Genomic DNA, 17,214 nt, shown 5'->3' on the forward strand with positions numbered 1-17,214 from the left:
AGAAGAAAATACGGAAAATGAAGAAATCGCAGAAATCGAGGAATTATCGGAAGAACCGGAAATGGATATGTCCATGTAGGACTTGAAATACGGCGGTTTATGTGATATAGTATCACCACTTTATCGCCAATTATCGTAATCTATCGCCAAGTGTTACCAAATCACCGTAAAATCAGCATTTTTGAGGGTAGAAACATGGAAAACTGCGTACCTGCGCTGTTTCTGAAAAATCATCAAAATGCAGATTTTTGGTAGAAAAACTGGTAGAAATCTACCGCCTTCAAGGTTGGTAGAAAGTTGGTAGAAAACCTAAAACAAACGGTAGAAAGCCTGTTGACAAGCAAAACTGAATAATGAAAAATAGCGGACGGTGTTTCATAACAGAAGCGCTGTCCGCTATTTTTATGCCTAAAAATTGAATAATGCACATCGCTTCTCACTGAGCCTGTATGAAAACAGGTCGCTGAGGAGCTTTTTTTTTCAGATGAACTATGTCAAGGAGGTCTTTCTATGCCGAACCCTACTGAAATCAGTCTGCTCAATTACAACTTTGAAGCCAAAGCCTGTAATGAACTGCTGACGGCTATGCTCAACCATTCAGACTTTGATTACGTTACGGTCGATGAGCTTCGCCGTTACAGTGAGCTTTCGCAGTTCACCTTTGATGAACTTCGTACCGCTGTGTATGAGCTTTGCAAGAGAGGTTTCCTCCTTGTAGTGCAGAAGCCGTATGGTCATGTCTATGCGGTCAATAAGCTGCGAATATCCAACATGGAATTTGTATACGGAGCGTAAGCAGAGGTGGGAGAAATGGACAAGAAAACAAAAGCAAAAAAGACAATACCAGATACGATCTGCCGAGTACATAGGTCAGGCGGTTATGCCGTTCTGAGCAATTGCTTCGTGCGATCAACCAATATCGGCTGCGATTCAATAGGTCTGCTCGGCAAGATCAATGACCTTCCGCCTACATGGAATTTCACGATTGCCGGACTTGTGGCTATCTGTGAGGACGGAGAAACAGCGATCAAGTCCCAGCTTGCTGAACTGGAACAGTGGGGATATGTCAAAAAGACCTTGCTGATGCCAAACGAATCCCCTACGGGCAGGATCAGCTATCTCTATGACTTCTATGAATACTCGGAACTGGACGATTCTATCCCGAAGTATGACATTGAAATGGAGACATTTACAGCAGATAACGCTACCCTGAACCGTGTGAAGAAGGACAGCAATTTCACTATTATCAGTGCAAAGCTCCTCAGAACCAATAAGATCAGGAACAAACTGATCGGCTTTATGCTGAAAGTTCTTTCTCTGCCGAATAGCTGGAATTTCTCTATGTCAGGACTGAAAGCTATCTGCAAAGAGGGCAAGACTGCCGTGCATAACGCTGTGAACAAGCTCATTGATAAGGGCTACCTTGTTCGCACTAAGCTCCTGTCTAACGAGAGCGTAAACAATCATTTTGAATATGTTTACAGCTTTTTCGATGAACCTGTCAGCAAGGAAGAAGCAGACGAACTTGAAGCTGAGACCAGACGCAAGGCTATTACAATCCGTGAGGGCGGCAAGGCAAAGGCTGCTGTTTCTTCTATGGGTGAAAAACAGAGGGTGGAAAAACCGTATCTGGACACTCCGCCTGCTGAAACTCCGCTGTCTGAAAATCAGGGACAATATAATAACAACAATACAAAACAGAAAAATCAATTACTGTGTGATAAATCCTCTATCATTCCTGCGGCGGCAAAGCAACTTTCAACATTCCGAGTGTTGAAAAATCTGCTGAGAGAGTGACTGACGGATATAACTCAGAAGCAGTTGAATATTACACGGAAGTTGTAAGGGATAACATCGAATATGGGGAGCTTGGTTACTGGTTGACTGAGGACGGTCATGACGGCTACAAGGAAGCAGACAATATCGTCGGCTTTATCGTTGACGAAATATGCTCCACTGCACCATACACAACGCTCAGAGGTCAGGCGTTCCCCAGAGCTGTGATACAGTCAAAGCTGCTGCAAGCTGACCTCAACATTGTGGAGACTGTTCTCCTGAAAATGGCACAAGTAGATAATATCAAAGACTTCCGCAGATATTTCATCAGTTCCCTCTACAATGAGGTTCTGACATATCATTTCAACGAAGGCTGCGAAAACCGATGGGCTGTTCAGGCTGTGGCAAGAGATTTCGGCTATGCTGTCTGACCGGGAAAGGAGGTGGTTCTATGGCTGCAAAGAAGAATGTGGCGGTAACTCCTGCATTTACAGGCAGGAATGTATCGCTGTCTGAGATCTCTCAGGCAAGCGGTATCGGCATTGCTACGCTGAAAAAGGGGCTTATTGCCGGAGCTGTTGACTTCGGTTATGCGATCCCCTGCGGTAAAGGCGATCAGCATCGCTATTACTGCCCCGACAGGCTTGTGTATCTCAAGACCGGATATTTCAATCCGAATCCTGAGAAGCAGGACACTGACTCCGAAGCCGCTTGAAAGTCTGTAAACGACCTGTTTTACAGATTTCACAGCGAATTTGAAGCGATCGTCATGGATATGCTCGGTGACAGGATAGACAGAAAAACACTTGACATCGTGTTTTCTTCTTTTGACGAGCTTCAGGAGAATTATCACAACAAGCTCCATGAGCTGTTACAGAAAGAGGTGAAAAATCATGGCTAAGACAATTACCACACAGTATGGCGAGTTTCTGAACTACGATAATCTTGTGAGGATCGGTGTTGTCACGAATTGGGAAGATGCAGAGCCGGACGAGAACGGCATTGTTACGCCCGATTATGAGATGGTCGGCACTGACACCAGCGGCAATCAGATTCCAATGGGCAACTACAAGACACCCGAAGCAGCAGAAGCCGCCCTCGCAGACCTCCACAACTGGCTGTCTGCCGAAGCGTATGCCGTTTACGAGGTCAAGTCTGGCGGTGATGCGTAATGCCGTCCGACTATGAGAACGGTGCGAAGAAAACCATCGACATTTCGATCAAGGCGGAGAAAATGACCGCCGATGTGCTGAAATCGGCATTGCAGGAGTTTTTGTCGGGCAAAGCAGAGAAAAAGGGACGAATGACCTTCAAGCAGTTGCAGGCAAAGTCCCCGTCAAAGCTCGACAGCATTGAGGTTTCAGACCGAAATATCGGGGTTTCTGAAACCGCACGAAAATACGATGTGGATTTTGCTCTGAAAAGAGATAAAAGCACCTCGCCGCCTACCTATCATGTTTTCTTTTCCGCTGCCAAAACAGAGGATTTCAAGAGAGCATTTTCGGAGTATGTCGGCAAGGGACAGGGCAAGACACAGAAGCGTGGTGAGTTCACCCGTGAGCAGATGCAGCAGCAGGCTCAGAAGATCAGGAACAAACCCCGCAAACAGAAACAGAGAGAGAAAACAAGGGAGAACAGACGGTGATCTATAACCACTTCCAGCCTGCACCCGTTCCACGGGCAAGGGGCGATGATATTTTTACGGCAGACTTTTGTGCCGATACCAACAGAAAGGAAAGGTCTGCGAATTGCAGATCGACACGAGAAAACTCAAAAAGCTGATCATCAAGGCTGTTCCCTATGTAGCTTTCTCTTATGTGGGCAACCTGATCGGCTTTGCGTATCGACCGCTGAGGGTGACGGTTTTCAGGAGAAAATTCTCCCCTTCATGGGCAATCTCGGTGCGGCATTTGCACAAATCTTTCCCAGTTTACACCCGTTTGATCTTCTTTTCGGCTTGGTTCTTGCGGGTGTAATGAGGTTAGTCCTCTATGTCAAGTCGAAAAACAAGAAGAAATTTCGCCAGGGCGAGGAATACGGCTCTGCCGTATGGGGCGGTGAAAAGGATATTGAGCCATATATGGACTTATCCTGCCCCGAAAACAATGTCATTCTCACACGGACGGAATCCCTGACTATGGGCAAGCCCTCTGCACCGAAATTTGCCCGTAACAAGAACATTCTTGTGATCGGCGGTTCAGGCTCAGGTAAGACACGATTTTTCGTCAAGCCGAACCTGATGCAGATGCACTCCTCCTATGTGGTGACTGATCCGAAAGGCACGGTGCTGGTCGAATGCGGAAGAATGCTCCAAAGGGGCCGCCCGAAACGAGTTGACGGAAAAGTTGTGTACCGCAGGGACGATAAGGGAAACTATCTCAAAGACAAAAATGGCAGATATATCCTGTTTATGAGCCTTACAAGATCAAGGTGTTCAACACAATCGACTTTGCGAAAAGTATGCACTACAATCCGTTTGCATACATTTCAAAGAAAAACCGTGAGAAGGACATTCTCAAATTCGTCGAGGTGCTTATCAAAAACACTTCTTCCTCTCAGCAGCCGTCCGGCGATGACTTTTGGGTAAAAGCGGAAAAACTGCTTTATACTGCGTATATTGCCCTGATATTTGCTATGTACCCCGAAGATCAATGGAACTTTGAAACGCTGATCGACATGATCAACAATTCGGAGTGCCGTGAGGACGATGAGGAGTTTAAGAACTGTATCGACCTTGAATTTGAGATCGTGGAGTGCTGGCTGAACGGCACAAAGCATGAAGATCCCGAAGTCATGGCAGATTACGGTGACATCTTTGAAACAAAACCCGATGCCGAACAACGGCGCTTGGGTGCTTTTGCACTCAAACAATTCAAGGCGTATAAGCTCGCCGCAGGAAAAACAGCTAAGTCTATTTTAATTAGCTGTAGCACCCGACTTGCGCCTTTTGCAATAGATGAGGTCTTGGAGATCACCTCCTACGATGAGCTGCACCTTGACAAGCTCGGTGATGAGCTGAGTGCGCTTTTCATAATCATCTCCGATACAGACGCTACATTCAACTTCCTTGTAGCGATCATGTATTCACAGCTTTTCAACCTACTCTGCACCAAAGCGGATAATTCCCCAGGTGGAAAGCTGGACTATCATGTACGCTGTTTGTTAGACGAGTTCGCCAATATTGGCGAAATACCGCAGTTTGAGAAGCTCATTGCGACTATCCGAAGCCGTGAAATATCGGCAAGTATCATCTTGCAAGCTAAGAGCCAGCTAAAGGCTATCTATAAAGATAATGCAGATACGATTGAGGGCAACTGTGATACGATGCTGTTTTTGGGCGGTAAGGAGAAGTCCACGCTGAAAGAGATTTCAGAGAGCTTGGGTAAAGAAACGATCGACAGTTTCAATACCTCTACCAACAGAGGTCAATCGGAAAGCTACGGTATGAACTATCAGAAGCTCGGAAAAGAGCTGAAAAGTCAGGACGAACTGGCGGTCATGGACGGCGGTAAATGTATCTTGCAGGTGCGAGGAGTGCGTCCGTTCTTCTCGGACAAGTATGACATTACCCGTCATAAGCAATATCCAATGCTTTTGGACTATAATCCTGAGATGGGGTTCAACATCGAAAAATATGTGAGTGACCAAAAGGCGATGCATTTGAGACTGTCTCGACAGGAGGAGTTCACGGAGTATGGTGTTGATATGACGGTCGCCGTTAAGGAAGTTACAACAGTATCAGCAACAGAAACAGAAACCGCTGATACCCAAAATTCTGAGGAAACCGAAGAAAAAGAGATATATGTCGGCTTTTAACTCAGACAGTGAAGAAACCGAATAAAAGAGAAACGGTTGAAGCTGCGGACACTACTTTTTTTATTTTGAGGGAGACTTTTTACCTATGAACGAACTGAATATTTCTGCGGTCGATGCTACCGCTATGGAGACAGCAACCACTACCTCTGCACCTAAGCACAAGTGGCTCTCTAAGCTCACCCGTGGTGCAAAGAAGGCAACGATGTTCTGCACTGTTGCAGGCATCATGGCATCTACCTGTGCAACTCAGGCATTCGCAGCAGGCACAGGCGAGGTCGATACCTCGTCCTTTATTACTACCGCCTGCACCGTACTCAAGAGCGTTATCTGCCTGATCGGCGGCGGTGTTTCGCTGTGGGGCGTTGTCAATCTGCTTGAGGGCTACGGCAACGATAACCCCGGTGCGAAGTCTCAGGGCATGAAGCAGCTTATGGCTGGTCTTGGTCTGATCCTCCTCGCTATCATTCTCGTACCTGTTCTTGAGGGTATGATGACGGGTGCGGTGTAATCTGACACACGGCTAATCAAGAAAAGAGACAAGCGTAAACCTCGGCTGAACGCTATATAAATAATGCCGTTCCAATAGAATTATGAAAGGTCGCTCAGCGGTGGGCTGTGGTGGGTAAGAGCGATAAGACAGAATGGGAATAAACATCGGTTATCTGACAGCTAACCGAACAAGTGCAGGAGATGAGGTCTACACACCATTTTATGCGGTAGAACCGTTACTGGAGTTTCTTCCGAAAGACAAGAAGATATGGTGTCCGTTCGATTAGGAATGGAGCGCTTTCTATCAGTTTCTTTCGGAGAAAGGCTATGAAGTGGAGCGAAGCAGCTTAAAGGAGGGACAGGACTTTTTCAGGTATGAACCCGAACATTGGGACATTCTTGTGTCCAATCCCCCATTCAGCAAAAAGAATGATGTTCTGAAACGAGCATTTTCTTTCCAAAAGCCCTTTGCTCTGCTCCTGCCTGTGAACAGTATTCAAGGCAAGGCGAGATATAAGATTTTCAATAACGAAATCCAGATGCTCTCCTTTGACGGGCGTGTGGACTATCATACACGGCAGAACATGGAATGTTACACTAAGGGCAATCACTTCGGCTCTGCTTATTTCTGCCGTGACCTTCTGCCCTCCAAACTGGAGCTTCGGCAGCTTGTCAAATATGACAGACCTTTAGTCACTCCCACGATTGGAGGTGATGAATAATGGGAATTATCAGCGATGCGATCGATGCACTGGAAGATTGGTGTAAAGACTTATTTAAGGACGGAATCCAGTCTCAGTTTGACGGCATTTCCGACCTCCTGACCGACACTTTCTCGCAGACAACGGGAACAGGCGGCAGCGGTGGACTTGTCAATGACTTCGTAACTCAGCACCCGTCACAGTTCACTGGCGGCGGTACTGGCGGAACAACGATCTGGACAACGATCGAAACGCTTTGCAACAATGTCGTAGTGCCTATCGGCGGTTTCATTCTGACAGTTATCCTGCTGAATGAACTGATACAGATGGTACTGCGAGGAAATAACTTCAAGGACTTTGATGATTCTATTTTTATAAAATGGATCATAAAAGCACTTTGCGGTGTAATTTTGGTCGCCAACACCTATTACATCGCTTCGGCACTATTCTCGTTTGGCACAACGGTATGCTCCAATGGGCTTTCCACACTTTTCGGCAGCGGAGACTATCTCTCCGAAACACTCTCTATCAACAGGACGGCACTCAGCGGTCTGAGCTTGGGTGAGCTGATGACGGTGTGGTTTATTTCCCTGATCGTTCATCTTGGGGTGCTGATACTGATAGTGGCAATCGTAATTACACTGGCTTCAAGAATTATTGAGGTGTTTATGTACTTATCAATCGCTCCTATCCCTATGGCTACAATGATGGACAGCGGTGAATGGGCTTCTATCGGTAAGAACTGGATCAAACAGCTTCTCGCTCTTTCTTTCCAGGGGTTCTTTATCGTAGTGGCACTCGGTATTTTCAAGACGCTTTTCAGCAATGCAATTGTCGCCCTGAACGCAAGTACAGACGGCGTTATCCTGCAAATGGGACTGCTTCTCGGCTATACCGCAGCACTTATCTTCACAATTCTCCGTACTGGAGCTATCAGCAAAAGCGTGTTTAATGCGCACTGACCGGAACAAGATCGGAGGTTTTATGGCACATTATGTTCCTATCCCAAAGGACTTGAACGACATCAAGGAAAAGTTCATCATGGGATTTACAAAAAGACAGGTAATATGCTTCGGTATCGGTCTTGTTCTTGGTGCGCCTGTGTACTTTCTCACAAGAGCGTCTATCGGAATGTCGGGAGCGATCTTCGCTATGGGTGCGGTCGCTGCACCTGCGATACTCTGCGGCATTTACAAGAAAAACGGCGTGTTCTTGGAGAAACAGGTGAAGTTCATGCGTGAATACTTCACCCGACCGAGAAAGCGATATTACCGAACAACCAACATTTTCGTTTCTATCGAAAGACAGATCGAATACAACAGAATCAAGAAGAAGCTGAGAGATGCCGAAAGGAAGTAACAGCTTCACATATATAATAGTATAACTTTCGGTGTCTCCGCTTTGGAATAAACGGAGGTCACAATGGGCTTTAGAAAGAGAAATGCCAAAAAATGTGATGACCGCAGCTCGGCTAAGGTTATCATGGGCAAGCCTGCCTCTCAGTTATCAAAAGAGGAGAAAAAGATACTTTCCGCAAGAATGGCGGAGATCAGGAGTGAAAACGGCGGTAAGAATACTGTGCAGAACACCATTCCGTTCCTGTGTATGTATCAGGACGGCGTGTGTCAGGTCAGCGAGAATTTCTTTTCCCTGACGGTGCAGTTTTACGATGCCAACTACTCCATTGCTGAGTTTGATGAGCAGAACAATATCTTTTCCAAGTATTGCGATGTAATCAATCTCTTTGACAACACAATTCGTTTTCAGCTTACCTTTGAAAATCAGAACCGTTCAAAGGCAAAGCTCGTCAAAACGGTGCAGATACCCGAACAGGACGATGATTTCAATGCGATCCGCAAGGAATACAGTGAAATGCTCACCGACAAGCTCCTGAAAGGAAGCAACGGACAAAGTGCAAGAAAGTTCCTGACATTCGGTATTGAAAGCACCAGTTATAAGGCGGCACGGGCAAAGCTCATGTCTATCAAGAACGACGTAATCAAGGGCTTCAAAGCCTTTGGCGTTGATGCTGAGGTGCTTGACGGCAAGCAGAGACTTGAAGCTCTGTATTATGCCCTGAACCCTTACCGCAATTCCCCATTTCTTTTCGATTGGGGCGAAATGCTGAGGGCAGGAATGGATACAAAGGATTTCATCTGTCCGCCCTCGCTGAAATTCAATAAGAGCGATTTTGAGATTGGCAATGCATACGGCGCTGTGTGGGGTATGAATATCCTTGCCGGAGAGCTGCCCGATGAGATACTCAAGGACTTCCTTGAAATGCAGAATCTTTTCTGCGTGAACATTCATGTAGAACCGCTGGACCAGATAGATGCTCTGAAATTCGTCAAAAAGAAGCTCACCAATGTTGAGCAGATGAAGATCGACGAGCAGAAAAAGGCTTCGCAGTCCGGCTATGATCCTGACATTCTGCCCCCTGCGATCAAAATGTATATCGAGGACATTGACAAACTGCTTGCAGACTTAAACAGCAAGAACGAGCGATTGTTCCATATCAGCATTTCGCTGAGGGCTTATGCAAAATCGAAGAAAGAGCTGAAACTGCTTTCTGAGATGCTCAAAAGAACTTGCCAGAAGAACAACTGCACGATGTTCCCTTACGATTACAGACAGGAGCAGACACTCGTTTCCACACTTCCGCTGTGTTATAACGAGATTCCAGTCCGCCGTGAGATGCACACAAGCGGTATCGCTATCTTCGTGCCTTTCACTACAAAAGAGCTGTTTCAGGACGGACAGGCTACCTATTACGGTATTAACACCTTATCAGGCAATATGATCCGTGCCAACAGGTCAAGGCTCAAAACCCGAACGGGCTTATCCTCGGTACACCTGGTGCCGGTAAGAGCTTCAGCGTCAAGCGTGAAATTCTTGACTGCTTTCTGACAACCGTGGACGATATTATCATCTGCGATCCCGAAGGCGAGTATTTTCCGCTTGTGTCGGCGCTCCACGGACAGCTTATCCGTATCGCTTCAAACAGCGAACAGCACATCAATCCTATGGACATCACCATTGATGACTATATGTTCAGCAATCCTATGGAGGTCATTGCGAATAAGTCCGACTTCCTGATCTCCCTCTGTGAGATCATTGTCGGCGGACGCTATGGGCTTTCTGCGGAGGAACGCTCGGTCATTGATAAGTGTGTTCAGCGAATTTACAAGCATTTTATCGAGAATGAGCCGTCTGAGGACAAGATGCCGCTTCTCTCCGATTTGCAGAGAGAGCTTCATGAGGAGGGCGAAGTCGCTCTGAGAGTGGCAAACTCCCTTGAAATGTTCGTAAACGGCTCTCAGAACCTCTTTAATCATCGCACCAATATTGATATGAGCAATCGTATCATCTGCTTCGATATTAAGGAGCTTGGCAATCAATTGAAGAAAGTGGGTATGCTGATCGTTCAGGATACCGTGTGGAACAGAGTTTCCGCTAACCGTGAGAAAAAGAAGATCACTCGCTACTATATCGACGAGTTCCATTTGCTTCTCAAGGAGGAGCAGACAGCGAAGTATTCCGCTGAGATCTGGAAGCGTTTCCGTAAATGGGGCGGTGTTCCCACGGGAATCACGCAGAATGTCAAGGACTTGCTTTCATCGCAGGAAGTAGAAAATATCTTTGACAATTCGGATTTCGTGTATATGCTCAATCAGGCGGCAGGCGACCGTGATATTCTTGCCGAAAAGCTGCACATTTCCAAAGAGCAGATGAAGTATGTCACGAACAGCGGTCCGGGCGAAGGACTGATCCGCTATGATAAGGTGCTTCTGCCGTTTACGGATAAGTTCCCGACGGATACAGAGATGTATCGCCTTATGACCACGAAGCCGACCGAAAGTGCGTAAACTGCGAAGAATGGAGGATTTATGAGCTTACAGAGAAAAGAAAATAACCTCCGCAGAGCGCAGGCACGGCTTGACAAGGTAAACAAGCGGTCAAAACAGTTTCAGATAGACTTCCGCCGTGAGGGAAACAGCAGAGGTCGCTTTCATACCCGTGCATATATCGTCCGTGGTGAGAAAACGCACCACGGCGGCAGGGGTATCATTCACAAAGTCGCTAACGCAAAATACCGTATCACAGGCGATAAACCCTCGGTCACAAGGACGATCAAATCATGGCAGCCAAAAACTGTCAGGGGCAAGCTGTTCAAAGCAAATGCCCGTGCGGTCAATTTTGCAGTGCATGATGTAACACAAACGGCAGTCGATACGGCTCTTGCGACTGAAACGGTCGGGCTGAAAGTTTCGGATACTGCCCAGCGTGAAGTCCGCAACAAGCTCAAACAGAAGTACACCCGTGAAGCGGTTGACGATTATCACCGTGGCGTATTTCTTATGGGGCGCACGGCGGTCGATGCTGTCAAGGGTACACATCACCATCTGAAAACAAAGAAACAGCACAAACTTGAAAAGGCAAAGTTTCAGCTTAAAAAGGCTGATAACAAGCTGTATAAGGCGAAAACAGGCAAGCCGAAGCTCAGTGCGAACAAAGCAGCTCTGAGAGGTGCTAAGGCTGAATATAAGGCGAAGAAAAAGCCTGCCCACGGCAATAAGCTCCGCAAGGCAATGAATAAGCGTAGGCTGCAAGCCTACAAGCAGACAAAGCGTGAGCTGAAATTTGAGCGTAAACAGCTCAGGACAGAAAACAAGTTCCGTGTCAAGGAGTTCCGCAATCAGAAGAAGATCAGCAAATTGACCAGACCGGGACTGCTTGCATTGAAGCCTGCCACCTATACCGCAGGACGAATGAAAGCATCAGCTTGGCAGAAAGCGGTCAACGAAGATCAGGACAACGATTTTCTCCACGCTATTGACTCTGCAAAAAGGCGTGTGGTCGAACCTGCGGCACAGAAAGTAAGCAAACCTCAGCGTTTGCAGAAAAAAGAGAAACAGCGTGACCGCTTGAATGACAAGAAGTCGAAGTCCAATAACCGCCTGAACAGGCAGGAAACCCGACTGAAAGACAAGCATGACAGCTACAAGAAGCGTAAAAAGCCAAAGCCGAAAAAGAAGAAAGGTGCTAAGGACACGATCTCCGCAGCACTGAAAGCCGCTTGGAAATTCGTGAAGAATGTCTATGAGAGCGAAGTCAAAAAGTTCTTTCTTTGTTTGGCGATACCTGTCATTGTGATATTGCTTGTATTCAGCATTATCACGATGCTGTTCTCTGCGACTTCCTCGCACAGCGGTTTTACCCTCGGCACATACGCAGCTCAGGACTATGACCTGAGTGAAGCGGAGAAATACTACACGGAGCTTGCCTATAACCTGAATCAGAAGATACGCAAGGTCGGCAGTTCTGCTGACTGGCAAAGCGGACTTGCTGCTTTCGGAGCAAATACGGGCGACCTCTCCGATACCCCTGATGAATGGGTATGGGGGCGTTCCTCGGTCTATGACTTTGATCCCGTGTATGACTTCGACACCTACAAGCTGTGGAGCTTTTTGTGTGCTTACTACTATGATTTTGATGCCGATAACGATGATATTTACTATTGGGAATTTGACGGCGATACAGAAGATCTGCTTGAAGAAATTTTCAATGATGAGTATGAGTTCGTCTATTGGTATGATAATCAGTCCCGTTGGGAGGAGCTTTCCCCATACAACTATTGGGGCGGCGGTAACGCTTCATCGGGAACATATTACAGAGCCGAACAGGACGCTTATATCTATGACGGGCAGCCGTATAGATACCGCTTCAAGCCGATAGCGATTACCTCTGAATTATCGCAGTATGAGGACGATGATGGTTATCTCTGCATTACAGACGGATACCGTGTGCTTGATGCGCAAGACGATTACAGAGAAACAGGCTTCTATATTATGGATCACCGCTGGTATTCCGGCACAAGCCACCCGTTCTACTACATCGACAACGATACCGACACATTTTTCTTTATGCACGGCGGAGAGCGTCACGACCGCAGCTTTTGGGGTTGGGACGGCACAGATGCTTGGTTCTTAGTTAGCCCGACAGATACCCATATATGGAACAGCAGTCTGAACGATGTTTGTATGTACGGCTACTATGAGAAATACAAGTGGAAAACGGAGTGCAAGCTCTACTACAATGTCAAGCAGAACAAGACCTTTGATGAGGTCATTGCTGACAAACTCAGCAGTATGTCCCATTCCGATGAACGCTTGCAGTATTACGCTTTATTGGTCGGTGCTGAGGATTCCGCAACGATGTACGGCAATCATCAGACCTTGCACAATCTTCTTCCAGGTGCTACAATCCGTGATTACTCGCTGAAACGAGAGTTCGGCTATGAAATGACGGAGTGGAACACCGACAGCGACGGTCTGTATCAGGGTATCAAGGTGTACTGCACCAATGGCGATAAGCTCAAAGCTCCATTCAAGGGCAAGATCACCGATGTTGATACCGACGATAACAAGATCACGATACGCAAGGACGATGTGGAGTATTGGTATGACGGCACGGGCGGTACTGAGCGTGATACGGAAGTCACCATTGCAAATGCTATACTTCTGAGTGGCTTCTCTGAGGGCGATACGATCAATGACGGACAGGAGTTTGCAAAAACAACAGCAGGAAATGTGAATTTCCACATTTATATAGACACGGACGGCTACGGTTGGGACTATATTGATCCCCGACTGGTGCTGTATTAACGGAGGGACTATGGAGCGAATAGACAAGAAAATCGCTGAGAATCATCAGCGACAGGACTTCCTGCGAAAGCGTATCCAATCCGATAAGGAGGAACTTGCAAAACTGGAGTCCGAAGCGAGGGTGCTTGAACACTCTCAGCTCGCCGTAGTTTTTAGCTGTGAGATCAAGGACGTAAACAGTCTTGTGACAAAGGAGCATGACACACTCATGCGCCTTCGTTCACAAGGCATTACGGACGATATGCTTGAAGCGCTTGCAAACGGCGAAATATCAATCAATACAAATTCCGAGGAGGATACAAATGAAAGCAAGATTTTTTAGTGCTGTCCTTGCTGCAATGATGCTTGCGTGTGCGAGTATCGGCATTACAGCATCGGCAGAAGAAGCAGAACAGGCGGTGTCTGCCGATGTTGCGGAGACTACCTCCGCCGATCATTCTGAGGACGATTCCTCGGAGACAGAAACAGACGAAAGTGCCAACGGAGCAGAGGTCACAACAGAGACTTCTTCTGTTTCTGATGATAAGTCCGATGATATGGAGAAGTTCCGTGAGGTCATGGGTGAGCTTGCCGAAGCAGGAACAACTGAGGTTGAGCCTGATTATTACGGTGATTCCTACTATGATACTGACGGCAACGCTACCCTTATCAAGTCCGAAAGAATCGTGTATAACAGCGAGGAAATGCAGTTTATCGCTGTGACTACAAAGGACGGTCATGTGTTCTATGTGCTTATCAACTATTCTGCGGAAAATGCCGAAGATCAGGTATTTTTTCTGAACAAAGTTGACGATTATGACCTCTATGCACTTCTCTATGCCGGGGCTGAGGAGAGCGATGATAAAAAGAAGATCACACCCGAACAGGCAGCTCAGGCGGCTGAAAAGGCTAACGGCAGAGTGCAGTCCGGCGACGGTGCGGATACCGCAGATACAGAGGAGACTGCTGAGGACGGCGAAGATGCGACTGACTCCGCTGCTCAGGCAAAGCCTGTGCCAATGAATAAGAACAGTATGATGCTCGTTTTCGGCGCTATCGCTCTAATCGGTGTCGGCGGTGCAGGCTTCTTCCTGATGAAGAAAAAGAACGGCGGCGGAAACAGTAAGGCCGCTATGCAGGACGAGCCTGAGTATGACGATGATAACGAGATCACTGAGGACGAGGACGATATGAAGTTCTACGATGATCAGGACGATGAGATCTAAGAAAGTGAGGACAAAAGAATGAGCAAGATGAAGAAGATCGGTGTGTGTATGGCAGCGGTGGCAGGAGCTGCCGGAATTGCAGGACTCTCCGTTAAGGCGGTCGAGGGTGTGAGAAAGAAGTGGTTTCTCCGTGGCTTCGAGGCAGGACAGTTTATCGGCAGCCTGACCGCTGCGGAGACCTTTGATCAGGAAAAGACCGTGATCCAGCAGAAGTATGACAAGCTCTGTGAGGAGTTTGACGAGCTTCAGGAGAACTACAACGAGCTTTGTGAGGACTACTACGAAGCATAATTAACTTTGAACCCAGTGGATTCAAAGTTCCCGACAACAGAACAAACAACATAAGACAATGAGAAAAGAGAGAGAATTTGTCTAATGAAGGTACTCAGCTTATTTGACGGTATCTCCTGCGGTATGCTTGCTTTACAGAGGGCAGGCATACCAGTGGAGTGCTATGATGCGTTTGAGATCGACAAGTATGCCGTCACAGTCTCAAAGCGCAATTTCCCCGTAATCGTTCATCACGGGAATGTTTATGACGGCGATTTTACGAAGTTTCAAGGATATGACCTTCTGCTCGGCGGTTCGCCCTGCACCTACTGGTCTATCGCCAAAAAGGACAGAGAGGTTGACTGCAACGGCGAAGGATTCAGGCTCTTTAAGGAGTATGTGAGAGCCTTAGAGGAATCCGGCTGTAAGTATTTCCTCTACGAAAACAACTACTCCGTTCATCAGCGTATCAAGGACGAGATCACAAGGGTTCTCGGTGTAGAGCCTATTATGATCAACTCGGCGCTTGTGTCGGCTCAGAACCGTAAACGCTGCTACTGGACGAATATTCCGAATGTGGTGCAGCCCGAAGATAAGGGCATTTTGCTTGCTGATATTTTAGAGAATGGAATGTCGTGGCAGGACAAGTCCTACTGTATGACTGCTTCTTATGACGGTGCTGTTATTTACAATACACTCGAAAGAAAACAGCGGACTATGGTGGCTGTTCCTGTCGGTGCCGCCCAGCGTGGCAGATACGTTGACGGTGAAAAGACTGAACAGCATATTGAAGTGCGTGAGGACGGCAAATCCAACTGTCTGACTACTGTGCAGAAAGATAGTCTTGTATGCGCTCCTGTCCGTATCGGGCATTACGGCAAGGGCGGACAAGGACAGCGTATTTACTCCGTTGTCGGCAAGTCTGTCACGCTCTCTGCCAACGGCGGCGGTCAGGGTGCTAAGACAGGTCTGTATAAGATAGACCTTCCCGACGGTGACTATGTGATACGCAAGCTCACGCCTGTTGAAGCGGAACGCTTGCAGACTCTCCCCGACAACTATACCGCAGGAATCAGCAATACCCAGCGATATAAGTGTATCGGCAACGGTTGGACGGTCGATGTGATCGCCCACATCTTGGGAGGGCTTCACAATGATTGATGAAGCTCTGAACAAGTGTGCTGATAACAACAACTACACCATTTATACCAGTATGTGCAAGGCACAGCGTATCCTGATGCGTTCTTATGATGCCGTATGCAGTATCAGCGGCGGTTCGGACAGCGATATTGTCCTTGACCTTATACATAAAGTCGATGAGGACGGCAAGGTCAAGTATTTCTGGATAGACACGGGGCTTGAATACTCCGCTACAAAGGAGCATTTGGACTTCCTTGAACAGAAATACGGCATTACCATTGATCGTGTCAAGCCCGATAAGCCTATCCCGACTTGCGTTAAGGAGTATGGTGTTCCTTTCCTGTCGAAATATGTTTCCGAACAGATGATGCGTTTGCAGGCACACGGTTTTCAGTGGGAGGACGAGCCTTTGGAAGTCCTCTTGCAGAAATATCCTCGGTGCAAGACAGCTCTGCAATGGTGGTGCGGTGAACGCTATTCAGACAAAGACGGTATCCAGAAGATAAGCCGTTTTTCGATCTATCGCAACCGTTTCCTCAAAGAGTTCATCATGCGAATCCGCCTGATTTTCCCATATCCAATAAGTGCTGTGAATACAGCAAGAAGAAGCCAGCAAAACGTATCGTTAAGGAACACGATGCTGACCTTGACATTACAGGTATCAGGCAGTCTGAGGGCGGTATCCGTTCAGCAGCGTATAAGACCTGTTTTTCCGAGTGCAAGTCTAAGGGGTGCAATACCTTCCGTCCGATCTTTTGGTACACGGACGGCGACAAGCGTGACTATGAGGAAATGTTCGGTGTGACGCACTCTCGCTGCTACACCGAATACGGATTGCGGAGAACGGGCTGTGTCGGGTGTCCTTTCAGCAAGCATATCACCGAGGAGCTTGCGATCATCGAGGAACATGAGCCGAATCTGTATAAGGCGGCAGTCCATATTTTCGGCAAATCCTATGAATACACAGCGAAATACCGTGCTTTCGTTAAGGAGATGAAAGCAAAAGAGAAAGAGGAGAAAAATCGTGATCGACTACTTAGCCTTAATGGAACATCTGCCTGTGATACTAGTGGTGTCGGCGGTGCTTGCACTTCTGATCGGAGTGCCGTATCTGCTGACCACAATGCTCCTGAGATCGCAAAAGGAGCGTGA

The 17,214-nt window shown here is 47.3% G+C and carries 18 protein-coding genes and 3 pseudogenes; all 21 read left to right on the top strand.

What is annotated here, in order from left to right; genetic code table 11:
• The first annotated feature begins 510 nt into the window (after positions 1-510).
• The 21 genes and pseudogenes from DW793_RS07340 to DW793_RS15910 all read left to right on the top strand — a co-directional run bounded on the left by DW793_RS07340 (position 511) and on the right by DW793_RS15910 (position 17,214).
• The gene (locus DW793_RS07340; protein WP_029534795.1) at positions 511-795 is read left to right on the top strand and encodes a hypothetical protein; all 285 of its coding nucleotides are present in this window, start codon (positions 511-513) and stop codon (positions 793-795) included.
• Positions 796-810: 15 nt separating this feature from the next.
• Positions 811-1,797, top strand: coding sequence for a hypothetical protein (locus tag DW793_RS07345; RefSeq protein ID WP_118157509.1), 987 nt, complete (start codon positions 811-813; stop codon positions 1,795-1,797).
• The gene (locus DW793_RS07350) at positions 1,794-2,207 is read left to right on the top strand and encodes a DUF6017 domain-containing protein (protein ID WP_118157510.1); all 414 of its coding nucleotides are present in this window, start codon (positions 1,794-1,796) and stop codon (positions 2,205-2,207) included. The genes DW793_RS07345 and DW793_RS07350 overlap by 4 nt, the downstream gene beginning before the upstream one ends.
• Positions 2,208-2,227: 20 nt before the next feature.
• On the top strand, positions 2,228-2,491 hold the full coding sequence (locus tag DW793_RS07355; protein ID WP_002851718.1) for a hypothetical protein: 264 nt from the start codon (positions 2,228-2,230) through the stop codon (positions 2,489-2,491).
• Positions 2,492-2,545: 54 nt separating this feature from the next.
• Complete coding sequence (locus DW793_RS15630) at positions 2,546-2,677, top strand: hypothetical protein (protein WP_290126977.1); 132 nt, start codon at positions 2,546-2,548, stop codon at positions 2,675-2,677.
• On the top strand, positions 2,670-2,948 hold the full coding sequence (locus tag DW793_RS07360; RefSeq protein WP_002851722.1) for a hypothetical protein: 279 nt from the start codon (positions 2,670-2,672) through the stop codon (positions 2,946-2,948). The genes DW793_RS15630 and DW793_RS07360 overlap by 8 nt, the downstream gene beginning before the upstream one ends.
• Positions 2,948-3,421: a PcfB family protein gene (locus tag DW793_RS07365; protein WP_118157511.1), complete on the top strand. Its 474-nt coding sequence runs from the start codon at positions 2,948-2,950 to the stop codon at positions 3,419-3,421. Before DW793_RS07360 ends, DW793_RS07365 begins: the two co-directional genes overlap by 1 nt.
• A gap of 133 nt (positions 3,422-3,554) precedes the next feature.
• Positions 3,555-5,424, top strand: a pseudogene (locus DW793_RS07370) (VirD4-like conjugal transfer protein, CD1115 family); the annotation flags it as partial.
• Positions 5,425-5,884: 460 nt separating this feature from the next.
• A complete protein-coding gene (locus DW793_RS15300) occupies positions 5,885-6,100 on the top strand; it encodes a Maff2 family mobile element protein (protein WP_117904712.1) in 216 nt (71 codons plus the stop codon).
• A gap of 133 nt (positions 6,101-6,233) precedes the next feature.
• A complete protein-coding gene (locus DW793_RS15640) occupies positions 6,234-6,368 on the top strand; it encodes a hypothetical protein (RefSeq protein WP_290126979.1) in 135 nt (44 codons plus the stop codon).
• A 45-nt stretch (positions 6,369-6,413) separates the two neighbouring features.
• The gene (locus tag DW793_RS07380; protein ID WP_252969724.1) at positions 6,414-6,803 is read left to right on the top strand and encodes a hypothetical protein; all 390 of its coding nucleotides are present in this window, start codon (positions 6,414-6,416) and stop codon (positions 6,801-6,803) included.
• Entirely contained in the window at positions 6,803-7,744 is a 942-nt protein-coding gene (locus DW793_RS07385) for a VirB6/TrbL-like conjugal transfer protein, CD1112 family (protein ID WP_118157512.1), read from the top strand. The genes DW793_RS07380 and DW793_RS07385 overlap by 1 nt, the downstream gene beginning before the upstream one ends.
• Before the next feature lie 22 nt (positions 7,745-7,766).
• Complete coding sequence (locus DW793_RS07390; RefSeq protein ID WP_118157513.1) at positions 7,767-8,141, top strand: PrgI family protein; 375 nt, start codon at positions 7,767-7,769, stop codon at positions 8,139-8,141.
• A gap of 63 nt (positions 8,142-8,204) precedes the next feature.
• Positions 8,205-10,648: pseudogene (locus tag DW793_RS15900) on the top strand (VirB4-like conjugal transfer ATPase, CD1110 family).
• Between the two features lie 21 nt (positions 10,649-10,669).
• The gene (locus DW793_RS07400; protein ID WP_118157514.1) at positions 10,670-13,447 is read left to right on the top strand and encodes a hypothetical protein; all 2,778 of its coding nucleotides are present in this window, start codon (positions 10,670-10,672) and stop codon (positions 13,445-13,447) included.
• Between the two features lie 10 nt (positions 13,448-13,457).
• Positions 13,458-13,769: a hypothetical protein gene (locus tag DW793_RS07405; RefSeq protein WP_009983786.1), complete on the top strand. Its 312-nt coding sequence runs from the start codon at positions 13,458-13,460 to the stop codon at positions 13,767-13,769.
• Positions 13,750-14,652, top strand: a complete 903-nt coding sequence (locus DW793_RS07410; RefSeq protein WP_118157515.1) for a CD1107 family mobile element protein — start codon at positions 13,750-13,752, stop codon at positions 14,650-14,652. Before DW793_RS07405 ends, DW793_RS07410 begins: the two co-directional genes overlap by 20 nt.
• A gap of 18 nt (positions 14,653-14,670) precedes the next feature.
• Positions 14,671-14,943 (top strand): hypothetical protein, encoded by a 273-nt coding sequence (locus DW793_RS07415; protein WP_118157516.1) that lies wholly within the window; start codon positions 14,671-14,673, stop codon positions 14,941-14,943.
• An 84-nt stretch (positions 14,944-15,027) separates the two neighbouring features.
• Entirely contained in the window at positions 15,028-16,083 is a 1,056-nt protein-coding gene (gene dcm, locus DW793_RS07420; protein WP_118157517.1) for a DNA (cytosine-5-)-methyltransferase, read from the top strand.
• 76 nt (positions 16,084-16,159) lie between these two features.
• Positions 16,160-16,363 (top strand): annotated as a pseudogene (locus DW793_RS15905) (phosphoadenosine phosphosulfate reductase family protein); the annotation flags it as partial.
• A 272-nt stretch (positions 16,364-16,635) separates the two neighbouring features.
• The gene (locus DW793_RS15910; protein WP_390624664.1) at positions 16,636-17,214 is read left to right on the top strand and encodes a phosphoadenosine phosphosulfate reductase domain-containing protein; all 579 of its coding nucleotides are present in this window, start codon (positions 16,636-16,638) and stop codon (positions 17,212-17,214) included.

Origin of the sequence: Ruminococcus sp. AM31-15AC (assembly GCF_003462045.1) — a bacterium.
Lineage (GTDB): Bacteria > Bacillota > Clostridia > Oscillospirales > Ruminococcaceae > Hominimerdicola > Hominimerdicola aceti.